Source organism: Actinoplanes sp. NPDC000266 (assembly GCF_042899005.1).
Lineage (GTDB): Bacteria > Actinomycetota > Actinomycetes > Mycobacteriales > Micromonosporaceae > Actinoplanes.
Window position 1 is genome coordinate 357,137 of the sequence record NZ_JBIAZI010000011.1, and the last position, 26,106, is coordinate 383,242.

The 26,106-nt window shown below is 71.6% G+C and carries 20 protein-coding genes and 1 pseudogene; all 21 read right to left on the reverse strand.

Annotated features, from left to right (window positions below; translation table 11 throughout):
- Window positions 1-40: 40 nt before the first annotated feature.
- Window positions 41-595 carry a signal peptidase II gene (gene lspA, locus ACFY36_RS39225; RefSeq protein WP_499750983.1) on the reverse strand — a complete coding sequence of 185 codons (555 nt, stop codon included), beginning with the start codon at window positions 593-595 and terminating at the stop codon, window positions 41-43.
- Between the two features lie 29 nt (window positions 596-624).
- The gene (locus tag ACFY36_RS39230) at window positions 625-1,032 is read right to left on the reverse strand and encodes a TraR/DksA family transcriptional regulator (RefSeq protein ID WP_498695919.1); all 408 of its coding nucleotides are present in this window, start codon (window positions 1,030-1,032) and stop codon (window positions 625-627) included.
- A 286-nt stretch (window positions 1,033-1,318) separates the two neighbouring features.
- Window positions 1,319-2,854: a potassium/proton antiporter gene (locus ACFY36_RS39235; protein ID WP_499750952.1), complete on the reverse strand. Its 1,536-nt coding sequence runs from the start codon at window positions 2,852-2,854 to the stop codon at window positions 1,319-1,321.
- Complete coding sequence (locus tag ACFY36_RS39240; protein WP_499750953.1) at window positions 2,851-3,177, reverse strand: DUF167 domain-containing protein; 327 nt, start codon at window positions 3,175-3,177, stop codon at window positions 2,851-2,853. The genes ACFY36_RS39235 and ACFY36_RS39240 overlap by 4 nt, the downstream gene beginning before the upstream one ends.
- Before the next feature lie 2,236 nt (window positions 3,178-5,413).
- Window positions 5,414-5,596: pseudogene (locus ACFY36_RS39245) on the reverse strand (hypothetical protein); the annotation flags it as partial.
- Between the two features lie 48 nt (window positions 5,597-5,644).
- Window positions 5,645-6,463: a DivIVA domain-containing protein gene (locus ACFY36_RS39250; RefSeq protein WP_097322546.1), complete on the reverse strand. Its 819-nt coding sequence runs from the start codon at window positions 6,461-6,463 to the stop codon at window positions 5,645-5,647.
- A gap of 42 nt (window positions 6,464-6,505) precedes the next feature.
- The gene (locus ACFY36_RS39255) at window positions 6,506-6,811 is read right to left on the reverse strand and encodes a YggT family protein (RefSeq protein WP_097322621.1); all 306 of its coding nucleotides are present in this window, start codon (window positions 6,809-6,811) and stop codon (window positions 6,506-6,508) included.
- 47 nt (window positions 6,812-6,858) lie between these two features.
- Entirely contained in the window at window positions 6,859-7,533 is a 675-nt protein-coding gene (locus ACFY36_RS39260; protein ID WP_499750954.1) for a cell division protein SepF, read from the reverse strand.
- Between the two features lie 245 nt (window positions 7,534-7,778).
- On the reverse strand, window positions 7,779-8,489 hold the full coding sequence (locus ACFY36_RS39265) for a YggS family pyridoxal phosphate-dependent enzyme (RefSeq protein ID WP_499750984.1): 711 nt from the start codon (window positions 8,487-8,489) through the stop codon (window positions 7,779-7,781).
- On the reverse strand, window positions 8,486-9,619 hold the full coding sequence (gene ftsZ / locus ACFY36_RS39270) for a cell division protein FtsZ (protein WP_499750955.1): 1,134 nt from the start codon (window positions 9,617-9,619) through the stop codon (window positions 8,486-8,488). Before ftsZ ends, ACFY36_RS39265 begins: the two co-directional genes overlap by 4 nt.
- A gap of 289 nt (window positions 9,620-9,908) precedes the next feature.
- Window positions 9,909-10,673 (reverse strand): cell division protein FtsQ/DivIB, encoded by a 765-nt coding sequence (locus ACFY36_RS39275; protein WP_499750956.1) that lies wholly within the window; start codon window positions 10,671-10,673, stop codon window positions 9,909-9,911.
- Between the two features lie 7 nt (window positions 10,674-10,680).
- Window positions 10,681-12,150 (reverse strand): UDP-N-acetylmuramate--L-alanine ligase, encoded by a 1,470-nt coding sequence (gene murC / locus ACFY36_RS39280; protein WP_499750957.1) that lies wholly within the window; start codon window positions 12,148-12,150, stop codon window positions 10,681-10,683.
- A gap of 25 nt (window positions 12,151-12,175) precedes the next feature.
- Window positions 12,176-13,288 (reverse strand): undecaprenyldiphospho-muramoylpentapeptide beta-N-acetylglucosaminyltransferase, encoded by a 1,113-nt coding sequence (gene murG / locus ACFY36_RS39285; protein WP_499750958.1) that lies wholly within the window; start codon window positions 13,286-13,288, stop codon window positions 12,176-12,178.
- Window positions 13,288-14,670 (reverse strand): FtsW/RodA/SpoVE family cell cycle protein, encoded by a 1,383-nt coding sequence (locus tag ACFY36_RS39290; RefSeq protein WP_499750959.1) that lies wholly within the window; start codon window positions 14,668-14,670, stop codon window positions 13,288-13,290. The genes murG and ACFY36_RS39290 overlap by 1 nt, the downstream gene beginning before the upstream one ends.
- An 83-nt stretch (window positions 14,671-14,753) precedes the next feature.
- On the reverse strand, window positions 14,754-15,860 hold the full coding sequence (mraY, locus tag ACFY36_RS39295) for a phospho-N-acetylmuramoyl-pentapeptide-transferase (RefSeq protein ID WP_499750960.1): 1,107 nt from the start codon (window positions 15,858-15,860) through the stop codon (window positions 14,754-14,756).
- Window positions 15,857-17,242, reverse strand: coding sequence for a UDP-N-acetylmuramoyl-tripeptide--D-alanyl-D-alanine ligase (locus ACFY36_RS39300; RefSeq protein WP_499750961.1), 1,386 nt, complete (start codon window positions 17,240-17,242; stop codon window positions 15,857-15,859). Before ACFY36_RS39300 ends, mraY begins: the two co-directional genes overlap by 4 nt.
- Window positions 17,239-18,756, reverse strand: a complete 1,518-nt coding sequence (locus ACFY36_RS39305) for a UDP-N-acetylmuramoyl-L-alanyl-D-glutamate--2,6-diaminopimelate ligase (protein WP_499750962.1) — start codon at window positions 18,754-18,756, stop codon at window positions 17,239-17,241. The genes ACFY36_RS39300 and ACFY36_RS39305 overlap by 4 nt, the downstream gene beginning before the upstream one ends.
- 63 nt (window positions 18,757-18,819) lie before the next feature.
- The gene (locus tag ACFY36_RS39310) at window positions 18,820-21,318 is read right to left on the reverse strand and encodes a peptidoglycan D,D-transpeptidase FtsI family protein (RefSeq protein WP_499750963.1); all 2,499 of its coding nucleotides are present in this window, start codon (window positions 21,316-21,318) and stop codon (window positions 18,820-18,822) included.
- A gap of 5 nt (window positions 21,319-21,323) precedes the next feature.
- Window positions 21,324-22,748, reverse strand: coding sequence for a cell division protein FtsL (gene ftsL / locus ACFY36_RS39315; protein WP_499750964.1), 1,425 nt, complete (start codon window positions 22,746-22,748; stop codon window positions 21,324-21,326).
- On the reverse strand, window positions 22,745-23,821 hold the full coding sequence (gene rsmH / locus ACFY36_RS39320; RefSeq protein ID WP_499750965.1) for a 16S rRNA (cytosine(1402)-N(4))-methyltransferase RsmH: 1,077 nt from the start codon (window positions 23,819-23,821) through the stop codon (window positions 22,745-22,747). The genes ftsL and rsmH overlap by 4 nt, the downstream gene beginning before the upstream one ends.
- A 371-nt stretch (window positions 23,822-24,192) precedes the next feature.
- Window positions 24,193-24,624, reverse strand: coding sequence for a division/cell wall cluster transcriptional repressor MraZ (mraZ, locus tag ACFY36_RS39325; RefSeq protein ID WP_097322560.1), 432 nt, complete (start codon window positions 24,622-24,624; stop codon window positions 24,193-24,195).
- Window positions 24,625-26,106 lie beyond the last annotated feature (1,482 nt).

Consider the following 26,106-nt stretch of genomic DNA (forward strand, 5'->3'; position numbering starts at 1 on the left):
CCGTCGAGCCCGTCGGGGACGGGCAGGGATCGTTGCGAGCTCACTGCTTCTCGGCCTTCTTCCGTACGAGTCGTCGCCCGTCCCGCTGCCGGCCGGTGAGCTCGAGGAGCACGGCCAGCACGACGCCGACGCTCAGGCACGCGTCGGCGATGTTGAACACGGCGAAGTACTCCGCGTACGGCCCGAAGACGCTGATCATGTCGACCACGTGGCCGTGGAGGAAGGACGGCGCGCGGAACAGCCGGTCTCCCAGGTTACCCAGGGCACCGCCGAGGACGAGACCGAGCGCGATGCCCCACGCCACCGAGCGCAGCTTCGACGCCATGTAGGCGATCCAGCCGATCACCACGAGGGTGATCAGCGGGAACACCCAGGTGTAGCCCTCACCGAGGCTGAAGGCGGCGCCGCCGTTGCGGAGCAGCGAGAGGTAGACCAGGCCGCCGAGGATGCGTACGGGCTCGCCCTCGGTCAGGTTTTCGGTGGAGAGCCACTTGACCCACTGGTCGAGGGCCACGGCCACCACGGCGGTAGCGGCGAGCACGAGCACGGCGGCACGGCTGAACCCGGGGCGAGGTCCCGGCTCCGGCTCGTCCACGGTGGTCGCGTCCGTTGCCTCGTCGGCGTTCAGCGTCGTTCCTCCAGCTGCTTGCAAGAAACACAGAGAGTCGCGGAGGGGAACGCCGCCAGTCGCTCGACCGGGATGGGGTTGCCGCACCGCTCGCACCAACCGTAGTTCCCCTCGCCGAGGCGGTCGATGGCGCGTTCCACCTGATTGATCCGCTCCAGCAGATTGTTCGCCAGAGTGATCTCCTGCTCACGCTCGAAGGTCTTGGTGCCGGCGTCGGCCTGGTCGTCGCCGGCCGAGTCCTCCATGCGGTCGCGCGCCAACTCGGTGATCTCACTGATCGACTGCGAGTACTCGGCCTGGAGCTCGTCACGCCGCTCGACCAGAGCGACCCGGATCTTCTCGGTCTCGGCGGCGCTGCGTGTCCGCTTGGCGGCGGCTGCCTTGGTGTCGCTTGCCTTGGCCATCGTCGCTCCCTCGGCCGCGCCCCGCGCGGCGATCAGCGTCTCTTGGGATCGGCGCCTCCACCGACCCCTTGTGATCTTCCCCCACCCGCGAAAACAGCGCGGCTGAACGAAGCAGGCGCGCACTCTCGGAGGACCGCAAGGATACGGAACGTATCTGAAAGCGACAACCTTCATGCATTTGTACGCGCCCTGGAGTACCCAACCGCAGGGCGATCCCACCGGGCCACACGACGGCGGCCAGTCGGTGGTCACCCTCCCCGGTCCGCCGCCGGGCTGTCCTGCCACGTCAGTGCTGTTCCTCCCGGCCGTCCTCACCGAACCATCGGGCCAGCCGCCCCCGCCGGCTCACCGCTCGCAGCCGCCGCTCGGCCACGTCGCGGGCGGCCGCGGTGGCCACGATCAGCAGGGCGTCCCCGGTACGCAGGCGGGTGTCCGGCCCCGGCACGAAGCCGTTGCCGTCGCGCACGACCAGGCTCACCGAGGCCCCCTTGGGCAGGCGAAGCTCGTCGATGTGGACACCGGCCAGCCGCGACCCCGGCGTGACGTCCATGTGCAGCAGGTCGGCGTTCAGCCGCTCCAGCGGCGCCGCCTCCACGTGGACCTCGGCCGCCTCGGCGGGCGCGGTGACCTTGAGCAGGCGGGCCGCCGGCCCCAGGGTGGTCGCCTGGAGCAGGGTGAAGATGATGACCAGCACGAAGACGGCGTCGAACAGCCCCTCGGCGCCCGGCGTGCCGGCCGAGAGCGGAATGGTGGCCAGCACGATCGGCACCGCCCCGCGCAGCCCCGCCCAGGACAGGAAGGCGGTGCCCCGCCAGCCGACCCGGTTGCCGGGCCTGCGCGGCCCCCGCACGGGCCGGGCCAGCACGGCCGAGACGATCACCGAGAGCGGCCGCGCCAACAGGACCAGGGCGACCCCGACGACCAGGGCCGGCACCAGCGCGCTGCTCAGATGCGACGGCGAGGAGAGCAGCCCGAGCAGAACGAAGAGCCCGATCTGAGCGACCCAGGCCAGCCCGTCGGCGAACCCGAGGATCGCCCGGCGGTGCGGGATCCGCCCGTTGCCGAGCACGACCCCGGCCACATAGACGGCGAGGAACCCGGACGCGTGGGCGACGGCCCCGGCCGCGTAGGCCAGAACGGTGAGCCCCACGGCGGCGATGGGATAGAGCCCCGCGGACGGCAGCGCGGCGTGCCGGAGCAGCCAGCGCCCCCCGGCGCCGACCGCGAACCCGATGGCCGCGCCCGCGGCGAGCTCGTAGGTGACGATCAGAAGCTCGTACCACCAAGGGTGTTGACCCACTTCGGTAGCGCTCAGCAGAACGACCAGCAGAACCACCGGCGCGTCGTTCATGCCGGACTCGGCTTCGAGAGTCGCCACGAGCCGGGGCGGCAACCGCAGCCGCCGCAAGGTGGCGAAAACGGCGGCGGCATCCGTCGACGACAGCACGGCCCCATAGAGCAGGGCGAGTTGCCAGGGCAGATCAAGGATCAGATGAACGGCGAGCCCGACCACCGCGATGCTCACGGCCACCCCGACCGTGGCCAGCGAGGCGGAAAGCCCGAGCACGGGCCGCAAGGTGGTCCACCGGGCGGTGAGCCCACCCTCGGCAATGATCACGATGAGAGCGCAGAACCCGAGCGTCCGCGTCAGCTCGGCGTCATCGAACCGGATGCCGAGCCCCGCCTCCCCGATGACCATGCCAAGGGCCAGATAGACGAGAAGACTGGGCAGCCCGAGCCGGGTGGAGAGCCGAACCGCGCCCACGGCGACAAGCAGAACCGCCGCCCCGATGAGCAGAGAGGTATCAAGATTCCCCGTCATGCCGGCGGGCCGTCACGCAGCGCGGCGACACGCTCAGCAACCCCCGAGCCACCCGAGGCAACGGCAAAGACCTTGTCCCGGCTGGTAGGCCCCACCTTGAGAGCGACGGCCGAAGCCCGAACCCCGAGCGCCCCCGCCAGAGCCCGCCGAACAGCCTCGGTCGCCTTGCCATCCACGGCGGGCGCCCCCACGGCAACGATCAGAGCAGCCCCGTGCGGCCCGTCATAGGACCCGCCGACTTTGGTCCGCCCCGCCCCCGGCTTGACCCGAACCGCCACAGAAACCACGGCCGGCTCTTCAGGAGGCACGCTGCGCTTGACCATGCCCCATTGTGCCGATCACCCACCCGCACGACGAGAGCCACCAAGCCCCCATCCCGCCCCGTAACCAGCGGCATCGTAAGCCCCCATAAAGCGCCTCAATACAACCCATCCAGCACACATCGGGCCTTCCGCCGCCCAAGATTCACGAACTGACGACGGCCCAGGCCGCACAGGCCCCCGACCGCGGCGGGAGTGCGGGCGCGGTTCGTTCTCAGGCGCGACCCCATGAGGAGGCGACGCGACAAAAAAGACAAGTCGCCGCCTGTAGGCAAGCCGCGCCAGCCGGATGCGGCTACACCAAGCAGCCCGGAACACAGGCCCGGTCCGCACCCAGCCACCCCGCCAGGCCAGACACGGGGCGACAACGAGACGGGCGGACAGGCAGCGGGATGGCGCAGACAAGGGCGGACTCGGACAGACAGCGGGCACCGATAGGCAGCGGACCAAGCGAGCCAGGCGCGCCCAAGCACGGGCGGGGCCAGCGCGGACGGCGGGGACCAAGCGCGCGGCGGGCGGCACGCGCGGGCAGGCGGGGACCAACCGCGGGCAGACGGCGATCGGGGGCAGGCGGGCCGGCGGGGACCAAGCGCGGGTCGCGGGCACTCGGGGTCAAGCGCGGCCAGGTGACGAGCGCGGGCAGACGGCCAGCGCGGGCAGGCGGGAAGGCTGGACCAAGCGCGGGCCGGGGGCAGGCGGGGTCAGCGCGACCAGGCGACGAGCGCGGGCGGGCGGTGGGCGCGGGCAGGCGGTAGGCGCGGGCAGGCGGTAGGCGCGGGCAGGCGGTAGGCGCGGGCAGGCGGTAGGCGCGCGGCGGGCGGTAGGCGCGCGGCGGGCCGCAGGCAGGCGGGACCTAGCGGGGGCAGGCGGCGAGCCCAGATAGTCGGCTGACGCGGATAGACAGCGAGCACGGGTAAGCAGCGAAGCCGGACGCAGCCGGGTTGTGCTCGTCGGCGCATCCGCCGCTTGATCACGGCCTTAGGTGGACCGGCAGGCGGCGTTAAGGGCGCGGACGTGCACGAGCGCAGGCGACAACGGCACGGAGCCGTCGGCGAGGCAGGCGACAACGGCACGGAGCCGTCGGCGAGGCGGGCGGCAACGGCACGGAGCCGTCGGGGAGGCGGGCGCGGACGCGCGGCCCTCAGCGCTGGACGGCGCTCGCCACCAAGCGGTCGACTGGGCGGCATAGGCCGCACGGGCTGAAGCCCAGCTCCACGGCCTCGCCGACCGGGATGGGCTCGGTCAGGCGGCCTACCAGGTGGGGGCAGTCGGGCAGGTGGTAGCGGGGGCGGCCGTCGACCACCAGCACCTCGGCGTCGAGGCGGGCCACCCGCACCGCGTCGGTGGGGCGGACCGACTGGGGTAGCGGCTCGTCGTCCGGGTCGTCCACGTCGGGCTCGGCGAACTCGTCGTCCGCACTGGCCTCCGGCTCCGCGCCTGGATCTCGGCGCCAGGCGTCCGCGCCCGGGTTCTCGCTGCGGGCCGCGTTGATCGCGGATGAGGCGCGGTCGTAGTCGGGGCCGGTCTCGCGGGTGTCCTGATCGCTGGAATCGCGCCGGGCGGCCGGATCGCTCTGCGCGGACGACCCACGCTGGGCGGACGGCTCCTCGGACTCACGCTGAAGGAACGGCGCTCCGGACTCCCGCTCGCCGAACTGAGCGCCCGACTCGCGGTCGGCGGAATCACGGTCGGCGGACTCCCGGAAGGCATCGCGATCGGCGGACTCACGGTAGGCAGACTGATCGGCAAAATCGCGCTGGCCAGGCTGATCGGCGAAGTCGCGCTGGCCGGTGACGTCGCGCTGATCGGCGAAGTCGCGCTCGTCGGCGGCGTTGCGCTGGTCGGTGACATTGCGCTGGCCGGGCTGATCAGTGAAGTCGCGCGGGGAGGACTGGTCGCGGTTCAGGTCGGCGGCCATCGCCTCCCTGGCGTCGCGCCAACCCGCCGCATGAGCCTCATCGGCGGACAAATCGCCCGGCGGCACCTCGCCGGAGGGGTGCTTGGTGAGGTGGGGGTCGGTGTCGCCTACGGCGTCGAACTGGACTGTGTCCCTGGCGCCGGATTCGGCTGCGGGGAAGTCGGCCGGCGGAGGAGGATCGTCGGAGGCGCGACGGCGCCGGGCCGGGTCGCCGGCCGCCTGCGCGGCGAACTCGGGCTCCGCCACGAAGGCCTCGTCGGGGTAGTCCCCGACGGCGTAGTCGTCGACCTGGTAGTCGTCGGTGGGGCGGGCCTCGTCGGCCGGCGTGGTGCGTGCGGCCGCTCGCCGGGCCGAAGCCGCCTGACGGGCGCCGACCACGAGGAAGACCGCGGCCAGCAGGCTGGCCACGATGGAGCTGATGAGCAGGTTGCTCGAGCCGCCGGTAAGGCCCATGACCAGCAGGGCCACCGCGACGAGGATGAGCAGAAGACTAGCAACGATCATGGCTCATCCTCGTCGTGAGAAAACCGGCGGGGGAGGGATGGCGGAGGCTCAGCGCCCGGACTCGATGGAGTTGGCGCGGCCACCACCGTACGAACCGGCGAGGCCGGCCGCGGCGAGACCGCCGCTGCCACCGACGGCGCGCCCGGAGTCGGCCCGCGACATCTCGGCTTCGAGGCCCTGGCCCCGGCCGTCGAGGTCGCGCAGCTGGCTCTCGAGGTAGGCCTTCAGGCGAGTGCGGTATTCGCGCTCGAACTGCTTCAGCTCCTCGATGTGCTTCTGCAGCGCCGTGCGCTTCGCGTCGAGACCGCCCATGGCCTCCTGGTGACGCTGACGCGCGTCACGCTCGAGGGCGTCGGCCTTGGCGCGGGCCTCACGGGTGACCTCTTCCGCCTTGGAACGGGCGTCGGAGAGGAGCTTGTCGGCCTCGCGGCGCGCGTCGGCGACGTGGTCGTCGGCGGTGCGCTGGGCCATCATGAGCACCCGCAGGGCCTGCTGCTCGCCGTCGGCGCCGCCGCTCGCGGCGCCACCGCCGACCGGGCCCGCGGCGCGGACCTGCTCGAGCTCGGCCTGCATCTGCCGGGCGGCCTGCTCGGCCTGGGCCTTGTCGCGCTGCACCCGGTCGAGCTGAGCCTTGACGTCGTTGAGCTCCGCGGCGAGGCGCGGGTCGGCGGAAGGACCGGCTGGCGCGCCACCCCGACCGCCGCGCTCCACCTGGGCGCGCAGCTCGTTGTTCTCCTCGATCAGACGGGCGAGCTCGCGCTCGACCTCGTCAAGGAAGGCGTCGACCTCCTCCTCGTCGTACCCCCGCTTGCCGATCGGGGGCTTCTTGAAGGCGACGTTGTGCACGTCGGCCGGGGTCAGCGGCATCGAAACTCCTCGGGTCAGTTGCGGCCGCGGTGGGGCTGCTGTCTAGCTGAAGTTCAGTATCAGTCTCTGCAACACGAACCTCATGAGCACGAACAGGATAACCAGCAGCACGATGGAAGCCAGGTCCAAGCTCACGTTACCAATGCGCAGCGGTGGGATCACACGCCTCAACGCCTTGAGGGGCGGATCAGTGACGCTCCACACCGTTTCCAGTGCCGCCGACGCCCCACGACTGGGTTGCCAGCGGCGCCCGTACTGAAGTACCGCACCCAGCACGAACCTGGCAAGCAGGACGAGAAAGAAGATATATACGAGCAAATACAAGATTTGGAACACGACCGAGAGCACGGTGCTCGAGTCCTCCCCCATTCGGGTTAAGCCGGGCGCCGAGGGTTCTAGCCCTGGCTGAAGAACCCGCCTTCAGCGATCTTGGCCTTGTCCTCCGCGGTGACCTGGACATTCGCCGGTGAGAGCAGGAACACCCGGTTCGTCACGCGCTCGATCGTACCGCGAAGACCGAAGGCCAGACCGGCCGCGAAGTCGACCAGCCGGCGGGCGTCACCTTCATCCATCTCAGTGAGATTGATGATGACCGGAACACCGTCCCGGAAGTGCTCTCCGATGGTGCGGGCCTCACGGTACGTAGTCGGGTGCAGGGTCGTGATCTGGTAGCGCTGCTCCTCCTCGGCCGGCCGGGGCGCCGGCTGCGGCGCGTGCACGGTCTGCGGGGCGAGCGCGAGGTTCTCCCGCGTCGAGTAGCTCAGCGCCGAGTCGCCGGCATGCGAACCCGATCGGGTGATGGAGCGGACGCTGGCGCGCTCGCTGCGCTCCTCCGGCTCGTCCTCGACGTCGGCGTGCGAGAGGCGACGGGCCGGGCGCTCGGTGCGAGCCCGCGGCACCGCGCGCTCCTCCTCGAACTCCTCGTCGTCCTCGTCGATGTCGTTCTCGTAGCGGCTGCCGGAGTAGCGGCGGTCGCGCTGGTGGTACGAGTCCTCGCGGTACCCGTAGTCGCGGTCTTCGTCCTCCTCGACGAGGCCCAGCCAGACGCCCGCCTTACGAATGGCGCTCATGCCCTCACCCCATCCCGCATCCGAGCGTGACCCCGCTCGGCGCCGACCCGACCAGCCATGTGCCCCCACCTTCGTCCGCTGCGCGAAACGCACCCCCTGCGCTTTCGCTGTCCCCCCTCGCACCTCAGCCCGGGTCCGAAAGGGACCGCACGCTGCGGCGACGCCGCGTCGTCGGACGCGCCGGCCACCTTCGCGAGTGGCGCCGCGTTAAACAACACCTATGTAGTTTGCTGCCCGCCGCAAGGCTACCGCAGCGGGTTTCGCATTCCGAGCAAAGAAGTGCCGATCCGGACGTGTGTCGCGCCGTGCCGAACGGCTGCTTCCAGGTCGCCGCTCATACCCGCGGAGATCATCTTTGAATCGGGGTGTGACGCGATCAGACGGTCCGAGATCGACTTGAGCTGCTCGAACGCGCGATCGGGATCCCAGTCCATCGGCGCCACCGCCATCACGCCGCCGAGACGCAGCGATGTGGACGAGGCGATGGAGTCGGAAACCCGCCAGATGTCGTCGCCGGCCGCGCCCCCACGCGACGGGTCACCGTCGATGCTGACCTGGACCAGCGCCTCGAGCGGAGCGTCCCGGTCAAGAGCGGCACGATCAAGGGCCGAGGCCAGCCGTACGGAGTCGACCGACTGCACCACGTCGGCATAGGACGCCACGGAGCGCGCCTTGTTGCGCTGGAGCTGCCCGATGAAGTGCCACCGCGGCGTAGCACCAGCCTCGGCGACGGAGACAGCCTTGGCCGCAGCCTCCTGATCGCGGTTCTCCCCCACGTCGGTGACGCCGAGCCCGGCGAGCAACACCACGTCGCTCGCCGGGTACGTCTTGGTCACCGCGATCAGGTGCGCGGCATCCTCCGGCCGACCGGCCGCCACGCAGGCGCGGGCGATCCGCCCGCGCACCTCGTCCAGGGCCGCCGACAGCTCGGCCCGACGGTCCGTCACCGCCGTCAGGAGCCGTTCTTCAGGAAGTCCGGCACGTCGACGTCGTCGAAGAGCACCCGGCGCGGGGTCGGGGTCGTCGTGGCCGGCGGCGGCGTGGTGACCGCGGGCGCGGCCGGGGCCTGGGTCTGGGCCGGCGGGGCGGCCGGCTGCTGGATCACCTTGCGGGCCGGCTCGGACGGCTTGTACGAGGGCGTGCCCCCGTCGAAGCCGGCCGCGATGACCGTGACCCGCACCTCGTCGCCGAGCGCGTCGTCGATGACCGCGCCGAAGATGATGTTCGCGTCCGGGTGGGCCGCGTCGGTGACCAGCTGGGCGGCGTCGTTGATCTCGAACAGGCCCAGGTCGGAACCGCCGGCGATGGAGAGCAGCACCCCGCGGGCGCCGTCCATGCTCTGCTCCAGCAGCGGGCTGGAGATGGCCCGCTCGGCCGCCTCGACCGCGCGGTTGTCGCCGCGGGCGCTGCCGATGCCCATGAGGGCGCTGCCGGCGTTGCTCATGACGCTCTTGACGTCGGCGAAGTCCAGGTTGATCAGACCGGGCGTGGTGATCAGGTCGGTGATGCCCTGCACACCGGAGAGCAGCACCTGGTCGGCCTGGCGGAACGCGTCCATCATGCTGATGCCGCGGTCGCCGAGGGCGAGCAGCCGGTCGTTCGGGATCACGATGAGCGTGTCGCACTGGTTGCGCAGCTCGTCGATGCCGGCCTCGGCCTGCACCTGGCGGCGCTTGCCCTCGAACGAGAACGGCCGGGTGACCACGCCGATGGTGAGCGCGCCGAGCTTGCGGGCGATGTTGGCGACGACGGGCGCGCCGCCGGTGCCGGTGCCGCCGCCCTCGCCACACGTCACGAAGACCATGTCGGCGCCCTTGAGCACCTCTTCGATCTCGTCGCGGTGGTCCTCGGCGGCGTTCTTGCCGACCTCGGGCTGCGCTCCGGCGCCCAGGCCGCGGGTGAGTTCCCGGCCGACGTCGAGCTTGACGTCGGCGTCGCTCATCAGCAGCGCCTGCGCATCGGTGTTGATCGCGATGAACTCGACGCCCTTGAGCCCGACCTCGATCATGCGGTTCACGGCGTTCACGCCGCCGCCACCGATACCGACGACCTTGATGACCGCCAGGTAGTTGTGGGGAGGTGTCATGGGCTCTCAGCCTTCCCTTCCAGGGTTAGTGGATGCCGTTAGGCCCCGGCGCGGTCCGGCCAGACCACGCGTCGGCATCCGCTGCCGTACAAGGGAGGGCGAGGAAACCCTCACCCTCTACTAGAGGCTTAGGGTTATGTCAACCACTCAGCCTCTGGTGGCAACGTATGCGGCATTGCGATGTCAACCAAAGACCCGGCGCGGCGTGTCGGCGTCCGCTTACGTGGCGAACATCCGACGGACCCGTAACCTCGACCCAAACGCGTCTTTTGTCCGCTTATGACAGATATTAGCGGATCGTCACGACTGACGGAGCGCTGACGTCGATTTCGCTGCCCTTGCGCTTCAGGAGCGCGGTGGCGACCTGGCTCTTGGTGTCGCTCTGGGTGTCGTCTCCCCAGACCACCGTGCGGTCCTTCTTCAGCTCCAGCTTGATCTGCGCCGGCTTCGGCACCGCCACCGCGACCAGCTGCTCGCGCAGCTCCTCGCTGAGCGCGCCGAGCACGGTCAGCGCCGACTTCGTGTTCACGTCCTGCGGGCCCGGCGACGACGTGCGCACCAGCGGCAGCCCGGCCGGCGCCTGCTGCACCGTGCGATAGGGCACGCCCTCGCGGTCGATCAGCGAGAACTGGCCGGACGCGGGCACGGCGGCCACCGGCGTACGCTCCACCACCTCGACCACCAGCGTGGACGGCCAGCTGCGCCGCACCACGACCCGGTCGACCGCCGGCAGTGTGCGCACCTTGGCCCGCACCGCGTCGAGGTCGACCCGGGCCAGCGGCTCGCTCGGCGGCACCGCGGCCGCCTGCTCGATCTGCAACGGCGTCAGGAACTGGGTGCCGACCACCTTCACGTCACGCACGCCGAGCACCGACGTGCCGTAGACGATCCAGGACACGATGCCGGCCAGGGCGAGCACGCCCGCGGCGATCGCCCACGGCAGGACGGCGCGCAGCTTGCGCTTGCGGGCGCGGGCCATGAAACGGCGCGCCGAGGCGGGCACCGCGTCGGTGTCCGCCCGCACGAGCCGCCAGCTGCGCCCGCCCCCGCTCACCGCCGGGCTACCGCTCTTCCAGCGCGTTGCCCGTGGACTGCGACGGCGCCGGCTGGAGGTCGGCCTCGGCCAGCGCCGACAGCAGCTCGTCGCCCATCAGCGAGATCGGCGGCGCGCCCATGGTCACCACCACGTCGCCCGGGCGGCTGCGCCGGACCACCTCGGCCGGCACGTCCTCCCAGTCGGGCACGAACACCTTGGCCTCGGCCGGCAGGTCGACGGCGGCGGTCAGCGACACGCCGCCCTCGCCCGGGCCACGCACCTCGCCCGGCCCGAAGACCTCCATGACGATCGCCTGGTCGGCCAGGCTCAGGCCCTCGGCCAGCTCGGCCTCGAGGTCGCGGGTGCGATAGACGCGGTACGGCTGGAAGACCACCAGGAGGCGCCCGTCGCCGGCCACCTCGCGCAGCGTCCGCAGCGCGGCCTTGACCGAGGTCGGGTGGTACGCGTACTCGTCGTAGACACGCACACCGGCGGCGATCCCCTTGCGCTCGAAGCGCCGGCGCACGCCGGGGAAGGAGGCCAGCGCCTCGACCGTCTTGTCGAGGGGCAGGCCCAGGCGCAGCGCGGTCAGCACGGCGGCCGCGCTGTTGAGGCCCATGTGCTTGCCGGGCAGCGCCAGCCTGATCTCGCCGAGCGGCTTGCCGTCCAGCTCGGCCTGATAGCGGACGCCGCTGACGGTGGAGACGACGTCGGAGATGCGGAGATCGGCCGACGGGCTCTCGCCGTACGTGTAAACGGTCTTGCCCTTGGCCTTGAGCGCCGCGATCAGCTCGCGCGTGCCCTCGTCGTCGGCGCACGTGACCACGAAGCCCTCGGGGTCGGCGAGCTCGGCGAACTGGAGGAAGCCGGCCTTGAGGCCCTCGAGGTCGCCCCAGTTGTTGAGGTGGTCGCCCTCGATGTTGGTGATGATCGCGACGTGCGGGCGGTAGATCAGGAACGACTTGTCGCTCTCGTCGGCCTCGGCCACGAAGTGCGGGCCGGTGCCGTGGTGGCCGTTCGAGCCGGCCTCGGAGATCTCCCCGCCGATCACGAACGACGGGTCCTGCCCGGCGTGCTGGAGGATCACCGTCATGATCGAGGTGGTGGTCGTCTTGCCGTGCGTGCCGGCCACGGCGATCGTCTGCCGGTTCGTCATCGCGGCCGCCAGCGCCTCGGAGCGGTGCAGCACGCGCAGCCCCCGGCGGCGCGCCTCGACCAGCTCGAGGTGGTCGGCCGGGATGGCCGTGGAGTAGACGACCGTGTCGACACCGTCGAGGTTCGACTCGACGTGCGCCATGTGCACCGTGCCGCCCAGCGCCCGCAGCCCGGCCAGCGCCGGCCACTCGCGCAGTTCGCTGCCCGAGACCGGGACGCCCCGGGTGAGCAGCAACCGGGCCAGGCCCGCCATGCCGACCCCGCCGATCCCGATGAGGTGCACACTGCCGAGGTCCTCGGCGGTCAACTCGCCGGCCGGCCTCAGCTCCGCCGTGTTCACAGTCCTGCTCCCTTTGTCACGTAGGTCATCGGGCCTTGGCCACCGCTTCCAGAACGAACTCGAGCAGCGCTTCGTCACCGTCGCGGCGACCGTACCGGGAAGCGGCCATGCTCATCGCAGCGAGGCGCTGCCTGTCCCGCGCCAGCGGGATGATGTTCTGCTCGATCCACTCGGGAGTGAGCTCCGAGTTGTCCACCAGGACGCCGCCGCCGGCCTCGACGACGGGCAGCGCGTTGCGCTTCTGCTCCTGGTTGCTGTGCGGGTACGGCACGTAGACCGCGGGCACGCCGAGCGCGGTGGTCTCGGCCACCGTGATCGCGCCGCCGCGGCAGAGCATGAGGTCGGCCGCCGCGTATCCCAGCTGCATGTCCGACAGGTAGGGCAGCACGCGGTACGGCACCGGGAGGTCGGCCGGCACGTCGAACGGGTCGTTGCGGCCGCCCTGCACGTGCAGCACCTGGATGCCGGCGTGGGCGAGCCGCTTGGCCGCCTCGGCCACGGCCAGGTTGATCGTGCGGGCGCCCGACGAGCCGCCCGAGACGAACAGCACGGGCAGGTCGGGGCGCAGCCCGAACTGGTAGAGGGCCTGCGGGCGCAGCGCGGCGCGGTCGAGGTGGGAGATCGCGGTGCGCAGCGGGACGCCGACCACGCGCGCGTCGCGCAGCGACTCGGCCAGCTGCGGCTGCTGCGGGAAACCGACGGCGATGTTCTTGGTGAACTTCATGCCCATCCGGTTGGCCACGCCCGGCGGCACGTTCACCTCGTGGATCACGATCGGCACGTCACGGCGCCAGGCCGCCAGGTAGGCCGGGACCGACACGTACCCGCCGAAGCCCACCACGACGTCGGCCTGCACCTCTTCGAGGATCTTGCCGGCCGCCTGGGAGGACTTGTACATGCGGTCCGGGGTGCGCAGCAGGTTCATGTTGACCGAACGCGGCAGCTGGAACGCCGGGATGACCCGCAGGTCGTACCCGGCCGGCGGGATCAGGTCGTTCTCCATGCCCTTGGGGCTGCCCAGCGTGGTGATCCGCACGTCGGGGAAGTGCCGTCGCAGGGCGTCGGCGAAGGCGAGCAGCGGGTAGATGTGACCGCCGGTGCCTCCTCCGGCGAGCACTACCGACCGCAGCGTGGCCATTACCGTCTCCTTCCAGCCCCCGCACCCTCGGCCGGCTTGACCGGAGCGGGCCGCCGTTGCGGGGGGACCGGCGGCAGCGGGGCCCAGAGTAGCCGTACCCACCGAGCGGGCGGACGGGCGTTCAGGGCACGTGACGCGTCCGGCTCGGCGCGGGCGAACGAGGCGAGGATGCCGACCGCCGCCATGGTCACGACCAGGGCGCTGCCACCAGCGGAGATGAACGGCAGCGGGAGGCCGGTGATGGGCAGCATGCCGGTCACGCCGCCGATGTTGATCACGGCCTGGGCCACCAGCCAGGTGGTGATCGCGGTGGCAGCCAGCCGGCGGAACGGGTCCTGCGAGCGCCGGGCGATGCGGAAGCCGGTGTAGGCCAGCACCGAGAACAGGGCCAGGATGATCGCGCAGCCGACCACACCGAGCTCCTCGGCCACGACGGCGAAGATGAAGTCGTTCTCCGCCTCGGGCAGCCAGTTCCACTTCAGCGCGCCCTTGCCCAGCCCGACGCCGAACCAGCCGCCCTCGAAGATCGCCGAGCGGGCCTGGATGAGCTGGTAACAGGGGCCGTCGAGGTCGCACTGGTCGAGCGGCTGGAGGAAGTTGGTGAGCCGGGCCAGCCGGTAGTTCTCGGCGCCCTTCTCGCCGGAGCCGGCACCACCGGACGCGGCCGCGATGAGCAGGCTGATGCCGGCCAGGCCGAGCACGCCGAGAGCGGCGAAGATCCGCAGCCGGACGCCGGCCGCCCAGAGCAGGCCGACGGTCAGCGCCAGCAGCACCAGCATGGTGCCCAGGTCGTTGTAGCCGACCAGCACGAAGAGCAGGCCGATGACCGGGAACAGCGGGCGGGACAGCTCGCGCCAGTGCCCGAGGGCCGGCCCCTTGCGGGCGATCACGTCGGCGCCCCACAGCACCATGCCGAGCTTGGCGAACTCGGCCGGCTGGAGGCCGATCGGGCCGAAGTAGAGCCAGAGCAGATCGGCGCGGACCGGGCCGATGCCCTGCTTCGGGCCGATGACGTGCAGCGACTTCAGCGCGTTGATCAGGTCGAGCAGGGCCAGCAGCGCGATGGCCACGGCGAGGACGTACTTGCCGAGGTCGCGCAGGGTGCCGGCGGGCAGCCGCTGGCACACCCAGAACGCGAACAGGCCGAGCAGAGCGAAGATCGCCTGGTTGGCGATGGCGCTGAAGGCATTGCCGTTCTTGGCGTACGCCTCGACGCTGGTGGCCGAGAAGACCATGGTCAGGCCGATCAGCAACAACAGGCCCGAGCTCGACAACAGCAGGTAGTACGAGGAGAGGGGACGCGCCAGCAGCCCGTGCACGGCGGGCAGCAGCTGCCGGCTCAATGACGGGCGAGGCGCCTGTTGGGTACGGTCGTCCGCCATTCCCTCATCATCGTCGTGGCGACACGCGAGAGCCCGTCACGTGCTCCCGCGTGTCGCGTGAGAGATTTGGATTTGAAGAAGGCTCAGCCCATGACGGCGAGGAAGTCCGAATAGAACAGGCCCAGGCCGATCGCGACGCAGATGCCCGCGATGATCCAGAACCGGACGACGATGTTGACCTCGCTCCAGCCCGCCAGCTCGAAGTGGTGATGCAGCGGGGACATGCGGAACACGCGCTTGCCGGTTGTCTTGAACGAGATGATCTGGATGATCAGCGACATCGTGATGATCACGAACAGGCCGCCGATGATGACCGAGAGCAGCGTGGTCCGGGTGGCCACGGCCAGGCCGCCGATCAGGCCGCCCAGGCCGAGCGCGCCGGCGTCGCCCATGAAGATCCGCGCCGGGGACGTGTTCCACCACAGGAAGCCCACGCAGGCGGCGGCCGCCGCGGCCGCGATCATCGCGATCTCCAGCGGATCACGCACGTTGTAGCAGTAGTCGTTGACCCGCGCGTAGTCCGAGTCGCCGCACCAGTGCCGGTACTGCCAGAAGCCGATCAGGGCGTACGCCCCCAGCACCAGGATCGACGCGCCGGTGGCCAGGCCGTCGAGGCCGTCGGTCAGGTTCACGCCGTTGGACATCGCCATGATGACGAAGACGAAGACCAGCACGGAGCCGACCTTGCCCACGTCGAGCCAGCTGATGTCCCGGATGAACGAGATGTGCTCGCTGGCCACCGTCTCGCCGTTGGTGCTGGGCACGTAGAGCGCCACGACCGCGAACGCGGTGCCGACGATCAGCTGGCCGAGCAGCTTGCCCTTGGCGCTCAGGCCGTCGGAGTTGCGCCGGCGCACCTTCAGGAAGTCGTCCAGGAAGCCCACCACGCCGCAGAACACGAACAGGCCGAGCAGGACCAGGGCGGTCATGGTCGGGCTCTCCTGGGCGATCTGCCGCTCCGGGAGGGTGGTCAGGGCGACGTGCCCGGCCGCGTAGGCCAGGACCGTGGCGACGATGAAGGCCACGCCGCCCATGGTCGGCGTGCCCTTCTTGCCCGCGTTGCTGGCGAGCCCGAGGCCGCCGCGGATCGGCTGGCCGGCCTTGAGCGCCGTGAAGACGCGGATGGCGATCGGTGTGCCGAACAGCGAGATGATGAAGGCGACCGCGGCCGCGACGATTACTGCCCTCACCGGGTCTCCTCCTCGGGACGCAGCGAGTCCACCACGTCCCACGTGCGGTACCGGGATCCCTTCACGAGGACGACGTCGCCCTCGCGCAGGTCTCCCTTCAGGATCTCGATGGCCGCGGCCTGGTCGGCGGCGAGGGTGGCCTCGCCCGTCCAGCCGGCGACCGCGTGCGCGCCGTCCACGATCGGGCCCGCCTCGGCGGCGACCGCGATCAGCCGGTCCACGCCGAGCTCGGCCGCGACCCGGCCGACCTCTTCGTGCCCCGAACGCTTGTGCGGGCCGAGCTCGGCCATGTAGCCCAGCACGGCGGTGGTCCGCCTGCCCTGGCCCATCGCGGCCAGCGCCTGGAGCGCGGCCGTGGTCGAGGACGGATTGGCGTTGTACGAGTCGTCGATCACCGTGACACCGTCGGCGCGCGTGAAGACGTCCATCCGGCGGCCGCTGACGATGCCGACCTCGCCGAGCGCCTCGGCCACGTCCTCGAGCGCCATGCCGAGCGAGAGCGCCACGGCCGCCGCCGACAGCGTGTTCGCCACCTGGTGCCGCCCAGCAACGGCGAGCTCCACCCTGCCCGATTTATCACCGTAATGCAGGACATAAGAGGCTCGGCCGTACGAATCGACGCTCACGTCGGTGGCCCGGACCGCCGCAGCCGGCGACTCGCCGGTCAGCAGCACGGGGGCGGCAGTCCGCGGCGCCATGCCGGCCACCAGCGGATCGTCGGCGTTCAGAACCGCCACACCCTCGGCCGGAAGCGCCTCGACCAGCTCACCCTTCGCCCGGGCGGTCCCCTCGACCGACCCGAACTCACCGAGGTGAGCCGCGCCGATGTTGAGCACCACGCCGACCGCGGGCCGGGCGATCTCCGTCAGATAGCGGATGTGCCCGATGCCCCGCGCCCCCATCTCCAGCACCAGGAAGCGGGTCTCGGTGGTCGCCTGCAGCACCGTGTACGGGAAACCCAGCTCGTTGTTGAGCGACCCGGCCGGCGCGATCGTCGGCCCGAGCCGCGACAGCAGCTGCCCGATGTAGTCCTTGGTCGTCGTCTTGCCGGACGACCCGGTGAGCCCGACGATCGTCAGCTTGTCGAGCCGGCCCACGACGGCCGCGGCGAGAGCGGCCAGCGCGGCCAGCGGCTCGGCCACCACCACGCCCGGCTGGCCCGTGTCGCGCGTGCTGAGCACGGCCGCCGCCCCGGCCTCGATGGTCGCCGCGGCGTACTCGTGCCCGTCGACCTTCTCGCCCTCGAAGGCGACGAACAGGCCGCCCGGCCCGACCTTGCGGGAGTCGTACTCCACTCCCCCGGTGACCTCGAGCTCCGGCGGCGCGTTGACCACGCGTCCACCGGTGCGCTCGGCGATCTCCGCCAGCGTCATCCGGATCACGAGCCGCTCCCCGCGGCGGCGGTCAGCGCCGCGGCCAGCTCGATCCGGTCGTCGAACGGCAGCATCTCGCCGTTCACCTCCTGGCCCCGCTCGTGTCCCTTGCCCAGCAGCGCGATCACGTCGCCCGGCGCGGCCAGGCGCACCGCCTCGTCGATCGCGTCGCGCCGCCCGGCCACTTCGATGATCTTCGCAGGGCTTCCCGCCTGCTCGGCTCCGGCCCGCACCGCGGCGCGCACCGCGGCCGGGTCCTCGGTCCGGGGGTTGTCGTCGGTGATGATCACCAGGTCGCCGCCGCGGGCCGCCGCCGCGCCCATCAGCGGGCGCTTGCCACGGTCGCGGTCGCCGCCGGCGCCGATCAGGCAGATCACCCGGCCGCCGCGCCCGGCGGCCAGCTCCCGCAGCGCGGCCAGGGCGGCCACGATCGCGTCCGGCTTGTGCGCGTAGTCGACCACGCCGAGGATCTCGCCCGGGGCGTCCACCTGCTCCAGACGGCCCGGAACGCCCGCACAGGCGGCGATGCCGCGCGCGGCCACGGCCGGGTCGATGCCGGCCGCCACGAGGGCGGCCAGGGCCAGCAGCGCGTTGGCCACGTTGTGCCGGCCGGGCAGGGCCACGCCGGCCTCCACCCGTACGCCACCGGGCCCGTGGGCCACGAAGCGCTGGCCGAACGCCGAGGGCCGGATGTCGGTGGCCCACCACGAGGCGGCGGTGTCGCCGTCGGCCGAATAACTGATCGTCTCCGGCTTGAACAGAGGCGCCAGCGCCGCGTCGTCGGAGTTGAGGACCTCGAAGCGGCAGCGGCCGTCGAACAGCTTCGCCTTGGCCGCGAAGTAGTCCTCGGCGTCGCGGTGGAAGTCGAGGTGGTCGAGGCCGAAGTTGGTGTAGCCGCCGACGGTGTAGCGGACGCCGTTGACCCGGCCGACGGCCAGCGCGTGGCTGGACACCTCCATCACCACGGCGGTGACGTCGCGCTCCCGGCCGGCGGCGAGGATCGCGTGCACGTCGGTCGCCTCGGGCGTGGTCCGCACGCTCTGCACGACCAGGTCGCCGAGCCGCGTCTCGACCGTGCCGATCATGCCGGTGACCAGGCCGGCGGCCCGCAGGCCGGACTCGACCAGATAGGCCGTGGAGGTCTTGCCGGCGGTGCCGGTGATCCCGATCACGGTCAGGTGGGCCGAGGGGTCGCCGTAGATCGCCGAGGCGGCCGCGCCGAGCACCGCCCGCGGATCGTCGAGAACCAGCAGCGGAAGACCCGTGGCCGAGGCCTGGGCGGCGCCGGCGGGATCGGTGAGGATGGCGGTGGCGCCGGCGGCGGCCACGGCGGCGGAGAACTCCGCGCCGTGCCGGTTCGCGCCGGGCAGGGCCGCGTAGAGATCGCCGGGACGAACCTCGCGGCTGTCGTGGGTGATCCCGGTGACCTCGGCGTCGTCGCCGGTCAGCGTGGCCGCGATCAACGGGGCCAGGCTCGACAACCGGTGCGGCGCCACGGAAAGGGGACGGGGAATGCCGGGCACGGCGTCAGACCCTACCCCGTGCCCACCGCTCGGCGAAAAACGCCATACCGCCGTACAAGGGCCTCATGGCTTGATCTTGAGTTTCGGCGCCGGCTCGGTCGACGGCGGCACCTTGTTGTGCATGAGGGCGAACGACATCATCTTCGAGAAAGCCGGCGCCGCCACGTCACCGCCGGTGCCCACCGGCACGTCGGCCGAGACCGCGATGACGTACTTCGGGTCCTCGGCCGGGGCCATGCCGATGAACGACCCGTAGTTGGCGCTCGTGTACTGACCGTCGATCAGCCGCTTGCCGGTGCCGGTCTTGCCCGACACCCGATATCCGGCGACCGCCGCCTTCTTGCCGGTGGCGCCGTCGTTGTCGACCACGGCCTCCATCATGGTGCGCAGCTCGGAGGCGACCTCCGGGTCGAGGACCTTGTGCGTCTGCGGCTTCGCGGCCGAGGTGACCTTGCCGTCCTTGCCCGAGATCATCGATTTGATGAGATGCGGCTGGATGTACGTCCCGTCGTTGGCGATGGCGTTGTAACCGGCCGCCATCTGCACCAGCGTGGCGTCGACGCTCATGCCGATCGGCACCGAGCCCGAGGCCGAGCCGCTCCACTCGTCCGGCGTCAGCAGCTTGCCCTCGGCCTCACCCGGCATGCCCTCCTCGGTCGACTTGCCCAGCCCGAACTTCTGCTGGTACTCGTAGACCTTCTGCTTGCCGAGCCGGTCGGCGATGAGGATCGTGCCCACGTTCGACGAATAGGCGAGCAGCCCCGCCATCGTCATCTTGGTGCCCTTCTTCTGCCGGTGCGTGTCGTTGAAGGGAAAGCCGCCGCGCTCCAGGCCCGGCCCGATCGCCAGCACCGAGTCCGGCGTGATCAGACCCTCCTGCAGCGCCGCGCCGAAGATGAACGCCTTGTGCACCGATCCCGGGTCGGCCACGATGCTGCTCGGCACGTCCTCGCGCTCGGTCGGCGAATAGTCGCCCGGCTTGGCCGCGTTGTAGGTGGGGCAGCTGGCCTGGGCCAGCACCTCGCCCGTCTTGACGTCCATGACCACGGCCCCGGCCATGTACGCCTTGGACTTGGTGGCCTGTTCGCAGAGGATCCGCTGCACCTCGTACTGAAGCTCGTCGTCGATCGTCAGTTGCAGCGAGGTGCCCGGCTGCGGCTCCGTGTACTTCTCGTAGCCGCTCGGGATGGGCTTGTTCAGGTCGCCCTTGCCGATCTCGAAGACGCGCTCGCCGTCGGTGCCGCGCAGCAGCGAGTCGTAGCGGGCCTCGAGGCCTTCCAGGCCGGAGTTGTCGGCGCCGGTGAAGCCGATCAGGTTGGCCGCGAGGTCGGCGTTCGGCACGTCGCGCCGCTCGTCCTCCTTGACCACGATGCCCGGCAGCTCCAGGCCGGCGATCTTGTCGCCGATGGAGATGTCGACACCCTGCGCCAGATATTCGAACCGGGACTGACCGCCACCGGGCCGCGTGTGCGGCTTCATCAGCGGCACGAGCTTCGAGACGGGCACGCTGATCAGTGGGGACAGGGTGGCGGCGGTCTTCTCGGGATTTTCGACGAGCTCCGGGTCGGCGCCGATGTACCGGGCCTCGACGCTGTGCGCGAGCACGGTGCCGTCCCGGTCGATGATGCTGCCCCGGGGCGCCGGGAGGCGTACCTCGGCCAGCCGGTCCTCACGCAGTGCGATGAGCCGCTTGGCGTCGGAGGGTGACGAGGCGACCTGGAGGATGACCAGCCGCACGCCGATCATCACGAAGAGCGAGAGCGCCACGACGGCGCCGATCCGCAGCCGCCGCGTGCTGTTGGCCAGCTTGGGCGGCTCGGGCGCGACCGCGCGGACGGCGCGGTCGACCCGAGGTCCACTGACGATGCGTTCTTTTCCCGTACGCGATGACGACCGCTCCGACCGCAGGGGTGACCCCGGCCGGGCTCCTCGCGAGGTTCGCGCGCCCCCGGCGACCGTGCGGCGCGGCTTGACGCCGGCCCGGGTACGCCGGTTGTCCAGCTCGTCCTCGGCGAACTCGTCGTCGTCGAACGCCGCTGTACGCCCGCGGAGCCCCGCCTTGCCACCGGCCCGGCCGTCGCGGGTCCGCGTGGTGCCCTTGCGGCCTTCAGCACCCTTCCGGCCATCGGCGCTTTGGGGGCTGTCGGTGCCTTTACCGCTGCCTTTGGAGTTGCCTGTGCCTTTGAGGCTGCCTGTGCCTTTGCGGCTGTCCGCGGCGCCCTTGCGGCCTCGGCCGGCGGGCTGCTCTGGAATGTCACGGCCGTCCGCGTCCGCCGTCTCCGCCGCCTCGTCCGGCTCGGGACGGCCGCCGCGCCGGGGCCGGCCGCCGTCGAGCACCTGGAGCGCGGGCCGGAAGGGATCCGAGTTGCGCCCGGCCCGCGGCGACCGCGTGCGCTGGTCCCGCTCGGCCATGGTCCGGCCGCGCGGCGTGTAGGCCCGCGCGTCCCCGATGCCGCCGAAGCCGCGGCCCTTGTCCTCCCCTTCGTCGGGAAGGTCACGAGACGTGCCGCGCCGGGGCTGAGCGCCCCGGCGCGGTGGAGTGTCGTCAGCCCGCGGCGACATACGGCCTACTGCCCGTTGCCCGAGGCCTGGCCGTTGCCGGCCTGCCCGTTCTGGCCGCCGTTCGTAGCCTGGCCGCCGTTCGTGGCCTGACCGCCGTTCGTGGCCTGACCGCCGTTCGTGGCCTGACCGCCGTTCGTGGCCTGACCGCCGTTCGTGGCCTGACCGCCGTTCGTGGCCTGGCCGTTCGCGTTGCCGCCGGTGGTGGTGTCGGTCTTGGCGGGCTGCTCGGTCACCGACTTCTTGCCCTCGGCCGGCATCGGAACACCGATCTGCTTGCCGTCCGGGAGCCGCAGCACCGCGATGTTGTCCGCCTTGACCAGGCCGAGCCGCCGCGCCGCCGCGTCCAGGTTGCCCACGCTGGACACCTGGATCAGCTGGTTGTCGAGATCCTGCCGCTGGTTGTCGAGCGCCGTGTTCTGCTTCTCCAGATCAGCGATCTTGAAGGAGTTCTCGTTCGTCTTGGTGTTGATCAGCAGAATCCCGAGCACCCCGACAATGACCAGCCCGACAACCCCGGCCGCGAACGGCGCCCGGGGCCCCCGCCGAACAGGCGCCGGCGCCACCGAAAGCCGCGGCCCGGCCCCGGCCTCGGCCCGCCCACTGCCGTCCGGCGCGACCTCGAGCTGCAGCGCGGCCGTACCGGCGACAGGAGCCTCGACACCCGGCAGCCCGTTCAGCCCCCGGTCGCCGCCCTTGCCACCACGCTTGGCCGAACCCTTCTCCAGCTTGGCCGCGATCGGCTTGACCTTGTCGTCCAGGTCCGCGTCCCGCCGAGCCCGAACGTCCTCGGTGATCCGCCGAACCCGCTCACTCTCGACATCCCGCCGACCCCGAACGTCCTCGACCTCGCCACCCCGGCGACCCCGAACGCTTTCGGCCTCGCCACCCCGGCGACCCCGAACGCTTTCGGCCTCGGCACCCCGGCGGGTCCGGACGCCCTCAGGTTCGGCACCCCGGCGAGCCCGCACACCCTCGGTGTCACGGCGCTTGGCCGCTCCCTCCGAGTCACGGCGAGCCCGAAGCTCTCCCGTGTCACGGCGAGCGCGGATCTCCTCGCTGTCGCGGCGGGTGCGGATGCCCTCGGTGTCGCGGCGGGTGCGGGTGCCCTCGGTGTCGCGGCGGGTGCGGATCTCCTCGCTGTCGCGAGCGCGGCCGCGGGGCGTGGCGGTGTCGCGGCCCCCACCGCGCACCTCCTCGTTGTCGCGGCGGCGGGTGCTCGCGGCGCGGGCGTCGCGGGCGATCCCTGACCGGCGCGTGTCGGCGCCCTCGGTGTTGGTACGGACCTCGTCCGTGAAGTGCCGTGCCCCCCGGCCGGCACTGCTCCGGGTGTCCGCATCGCGGCCCGTGCCCTGGTCACGCCGGCCACCGGCCTGGCGCTGCTGATCCGCGGCCCGGCCCCCCGACCGCGGCGCGTGGGTGCGCTCGCTCATGCTTTCCCCTCCCCCTCTTCGCGTTCCCCCGGGCGTAACCGCCCTCGTCCCCCGTGCGTTGTAGACAGTCGAGGCCGTTCGCGGGCGGCCCCGGGAGCCTGGTCGTGCTGGTCGAGGCGCTCCACAGCGCGCAGCTTCACCGAAGCTGCCCGCGGGTTCGCCTCCACCTCCTCGTCGGTGGGCGGCTCTGACCCCTTTGTCAGCAGCCGCAGTGTCGGACCGGTTCCGGGCAGCTCGACCGGCAGGTCGATCGGCCCGGTGCTGCGCGTCCTCGCGGTGAGGGCACGCTTGACGATCCGGTCCTCCAAAGATTGGTAGCTCATCACCACAAGGCGCCCTTTCGGGGCCAACGCGTCCAAAGCGGCCGGGACCGCGGACTCGAGCGTGGCGAGTTCGCCATTTACCTCGATGCGTAGCGCTTGAAACGTTCTTTTCGAAGGATTTCCACCGGTTCGCCGGGCTGCGGCGGGGATGGACTCTTTGACCAGCTCCGACAGCTTCGCCGTCGAGGTGATCCGTGCCTTCTGCCGTTCGCGGACGATCGACGAGACGACCCGTGTGGCGAACTTCTCCTCGCCGTACGTCCGCAGGATCCGCACCAGCTCGCCGGGCTCGTACTCGTTCACGACCTGTTCGGCCGTGATGCCCGTGGTCTGGTCCATGCGCATGTCGAGCGGCGCGTCCTGTGCGTACGCGAAACCCCGGTCGGCCTCGTCGAGCTGCAACGAGGAGACGCCCAGGTCGAACAGTCCGCTGTGGATCCGCGGAATGTCCAGCTCGTCGAGCACCCGGGGCAACTCGTCGTAGACCGCGTGGACCAGATGCACCCGCTCGCCGCCGAAGCGGGCCAGCCGCTGCCGCGAGTGAGCCAGCGCCTCGGTGTCCCGGTCGAGTCCGACGAGGACGACATCCGGGTAGCGCTCGAGCACCGCCTCGGCGTGACCGCCCAGGCCGAGCGTGAAGTCGACGTGCACCGCGCCGGGCACCTGAAGGGCCGGGGCGAGCAGCTCGAGACACCGCTCGAGCAGCACCGGCACATGCGTGCCGCGAAGCTCCCCCATGTCGACCCCCATCGCAACCCCGACTGACCACCGCTACGTCGCCCGCGGAGGCGTACCCCCGCAATTTGCCTTGCCGCCCGCCGCCGGCTCCGGTCCCGCGCGTGACCCCCCTGGCCCACGCCCCACCGGATCCTCACCGGACCTCTTGCCAACCCACAGACGACGCCGTAGCGATGTCGCCGTGTCGCGGCAGGTGCCCGAACGTCTGTCCGTACCGCCAGATCCCCATCCGCTCGTGCCCGTTGCCATCGGGCGCGCCCAAGCCCGGACACGCGCCTGGCGCCGGGGAAGAGGCGCCAGGTGCGGGAGCGGCTGGAGATCTCGCAGTACGGCGGCAGCGACGCCCGGGCCTCTGTCTCGCCGACCCAGCCGAAAGCCACGCCTCACAGTCCGACGGGCAGCACCCCCTCCTCGATGTCGGCGAACTCGTCTTCGCTCGCCGCGAGGTAGTCGTCCCACGACTGCTTGTCCCAGATCTCCACCCGGGTGCTCGCCCCGATCACCACGAGCTCGCGGTCGAGTGCCGCGTACTCCCTCAAGTGGGCCGGGATCGTGACCCGCCCCTGCTTGTCGGGAACCTCGTCGTGCGCGCTGGCGAAAAACACCCGGCTGTAGGCCCGAGCGGCTTTGTTCGTGACCGGGGCCTCGCGGAGCTGACCCGCGATGCGCTGGAACTCCGGCATCGGGAACACGTAAAGACAGCGTTCCTGCCCCTTGGTGATCACGACACCTCCCGCCAGCTCGTCGCGGAACTTCGCCGGGAGGATCAGCCGCCCCTTGTCGTCGAGGCGCGGGGTGTGAGTGCCGAGAAACATCGGCTCCAACCCCCTGCCCCTGGCGGTTCGCGGTCCGCCTGTCAACTCGGGCCGGCAGGCCCTCCGGAATCAGCTCCCTTTTGGCCTTGCCACTGCGCTCCACTCTACTCCACTTCCCTCCACCCGCAAGCCGAATGAGCGCGCTCGCGAAGCTTGTTCGCACAAGAAACCCCAGCTCAAAGGCGTGCACGCAGAGTGGAGGGCCACCGCATGATCAACCCCGTCCGGTTTCCGACATCCTCACCGCACCCCCGTCAAGAACCATGACAAACACGCCCAAACCTCCCAGTCGAACACGTTGTCAACCCCTCCCGGGGAGGAAAGTGGAGGACCGCGAAGATGACCCGCTGTCAACCCCGACTCTCATTCATTCATCCGCCCGCATGCCCATACATGACCGAGCCGCCCGAAGAGGCCGGCCACGAAACTGCCGCCGGCCACCGCCGCAGCGAGGGTGCAAGAAGAAGGAGTGGGGCGACCGCGGCGCACAGCGCGACGGCACAGAGAGCGGCGGCGCGGGTGGAGGGCGGCGCGGCGGCGGGGCGAGACGGATGGCGCGGCGGACACCCGGCAGGCAGGCGGGCGAGTTGGGGCGGGTGTCGGGACCGGGCTGCGCGCGAGACGGGACGGCGGCCGGCGGGCGAGCACGGGGGCAAGGCGGGTGAGTTGGGCGGTACCAACCGGGCGGCGCGAGGCGGGGCGGCGCAGCGCGGGGCGAAGCCGGACGGCGCGGGCAGTACGAGTGAGTCGGGGCGCTGCTGGGCCGGGCGGCGGCCGGGCGGCATGAGGAGGTCAGGCGAGGGCAGTGCGGGTGGGGGCGCCGAGCCGGGCGGCGAGAAGAAGTAAGGCAGGGCGGCGCGGGTGGGGGCGCTTAGCCGGGCGGCCGTTAACTGGACGGCGTTAACCGGACGGCGCGGGGGCGCGGCGGCGCGGCGGGACGGCGCGGGGCGAGGCGGCGCGGGGGCGAGGCGCGGGGGCGCGGCGCGGCGGCGAGGCGGCGCGGGGGCGCGGCGCGGCGGCGAGGCGGCGCGGGGGCGCGGCGCGGCGGCGCGGGGGCGAGGCGGGACGGCGCGGGACGGCGCGGGGGCGAGGCGCGGCGGCGCGGCGGGTGCGGGAGTTCACTGCGGGGGCACAGTGTCTGCACGGGGGCGGCTCAGGGTGGCGGGGTTTTATCTCAGTGTGCGGGGCCGAAGGGGAGCGACTTCGGGACGCGGGGCGGGTCTGCGTGAGGGAACGCACCGGCCGGAACTGGGGCAGAGGGCGTCAGGACAGACCGAGGCCGTCCCTACGGCGGGGGCTCTTCGCCAACCCCGTACCTCTGAAAAGCGCGAGAGAGACGCCGAAGAAGAACGACAGAGGGGGGGGGGCGCCCCCCCCCGCCCCCCCCCGGGGGGGGGGGGGGGTGGGGGGGGGGGGGGGGGGGGCCCCGCGGGTCTGCGGCGTCGATGTGGGGGGGTGGCGGGGGGGGCGGCGCGGGGGGCG

Coding starts and splice junctions, on each gene's coding strand:
- rsmH (WP_499750965.1), bottom strand. CDS start 23,821: ATGGGGGTCGACATGGGGGAGCTTCGCGGCACGCATGTGCCGGTGCTG.
- ACFY36_RS39260 (WP_499750954.1), bottom strand. CDS start 7,533: ATGAGCGCCATTCGTAAGGCGGGCGTCTGGCTGGGCCTCGTCGAGGAG.
- ACFY36_RS39235 (WP_499750952.1), bottom strand. CDS start 2,854: ATGACGGGGAATCTTGATACCTCTCTGCTCATCGGGGCGGCGGTTCTG.
- ACFY36_RS39310 (WP_499750963.1), bottom strand. CDS start 21,318: ATGTCGCCGCGGGCTGACGACACTCCACCGCGCCGGGGCGCTCAGCCC.
- ACFY36_RS39240 (WP_499750953.1), bottom strand. CDS start 3,177: ATGGTCAAGCGCAGCGTGCCTCCTGAAGAGCCGGCCGTGGTTTCTGTG.
- ACFY36_RS39290 (WP_499750959.1), bottom strand. CDS start 14,670: ATGGCGGACGACCGTACCCAACAGGCGCCTCGCCCGTCATTGAGCCGG.
- murG (WP_499750958.1), bottom strand. CDS start 13,288: ATGGCCACGCTGCGGTCGGTAGTGCTCGCCGGAGGAGGCACCGGCGGT.
- ACFY36_RS39250 (WP_097322546.1), bottom strand. CDS start 6,463: ATGCCGCTGACCCCGGCCGACGTGCACAACGTCGCCTTCAAGAAGCCC.
- ftsL (WP_499750964.1), bottom strand. CDS start 22,748: ATGAGCGAGCGCACCCACGCGCCGCGGTCGGGGGGCCGGGCCGCGGAT.
- ftsZ (WP_499750955.1), bottom strand. CDS start 9,619: ATGACACCTCCCCACAACTACCTGGCGGTCATCAAGGTCGTCGGTATC.
- ACFY36_RS39230 (WP_498695919.1), bottom strand. CDS start 1,032: ATGGCCAAGGCAAGCGACACCAAGGCAGCCGCCGCCAAGCGGACACGC.
- mraZ (WP_097322560.1), bottom strand. CDS start 24,624: ATGTTTCTCGGCACTCACACCCCGCGCCTCGACGACAAGGGGCGGCTG.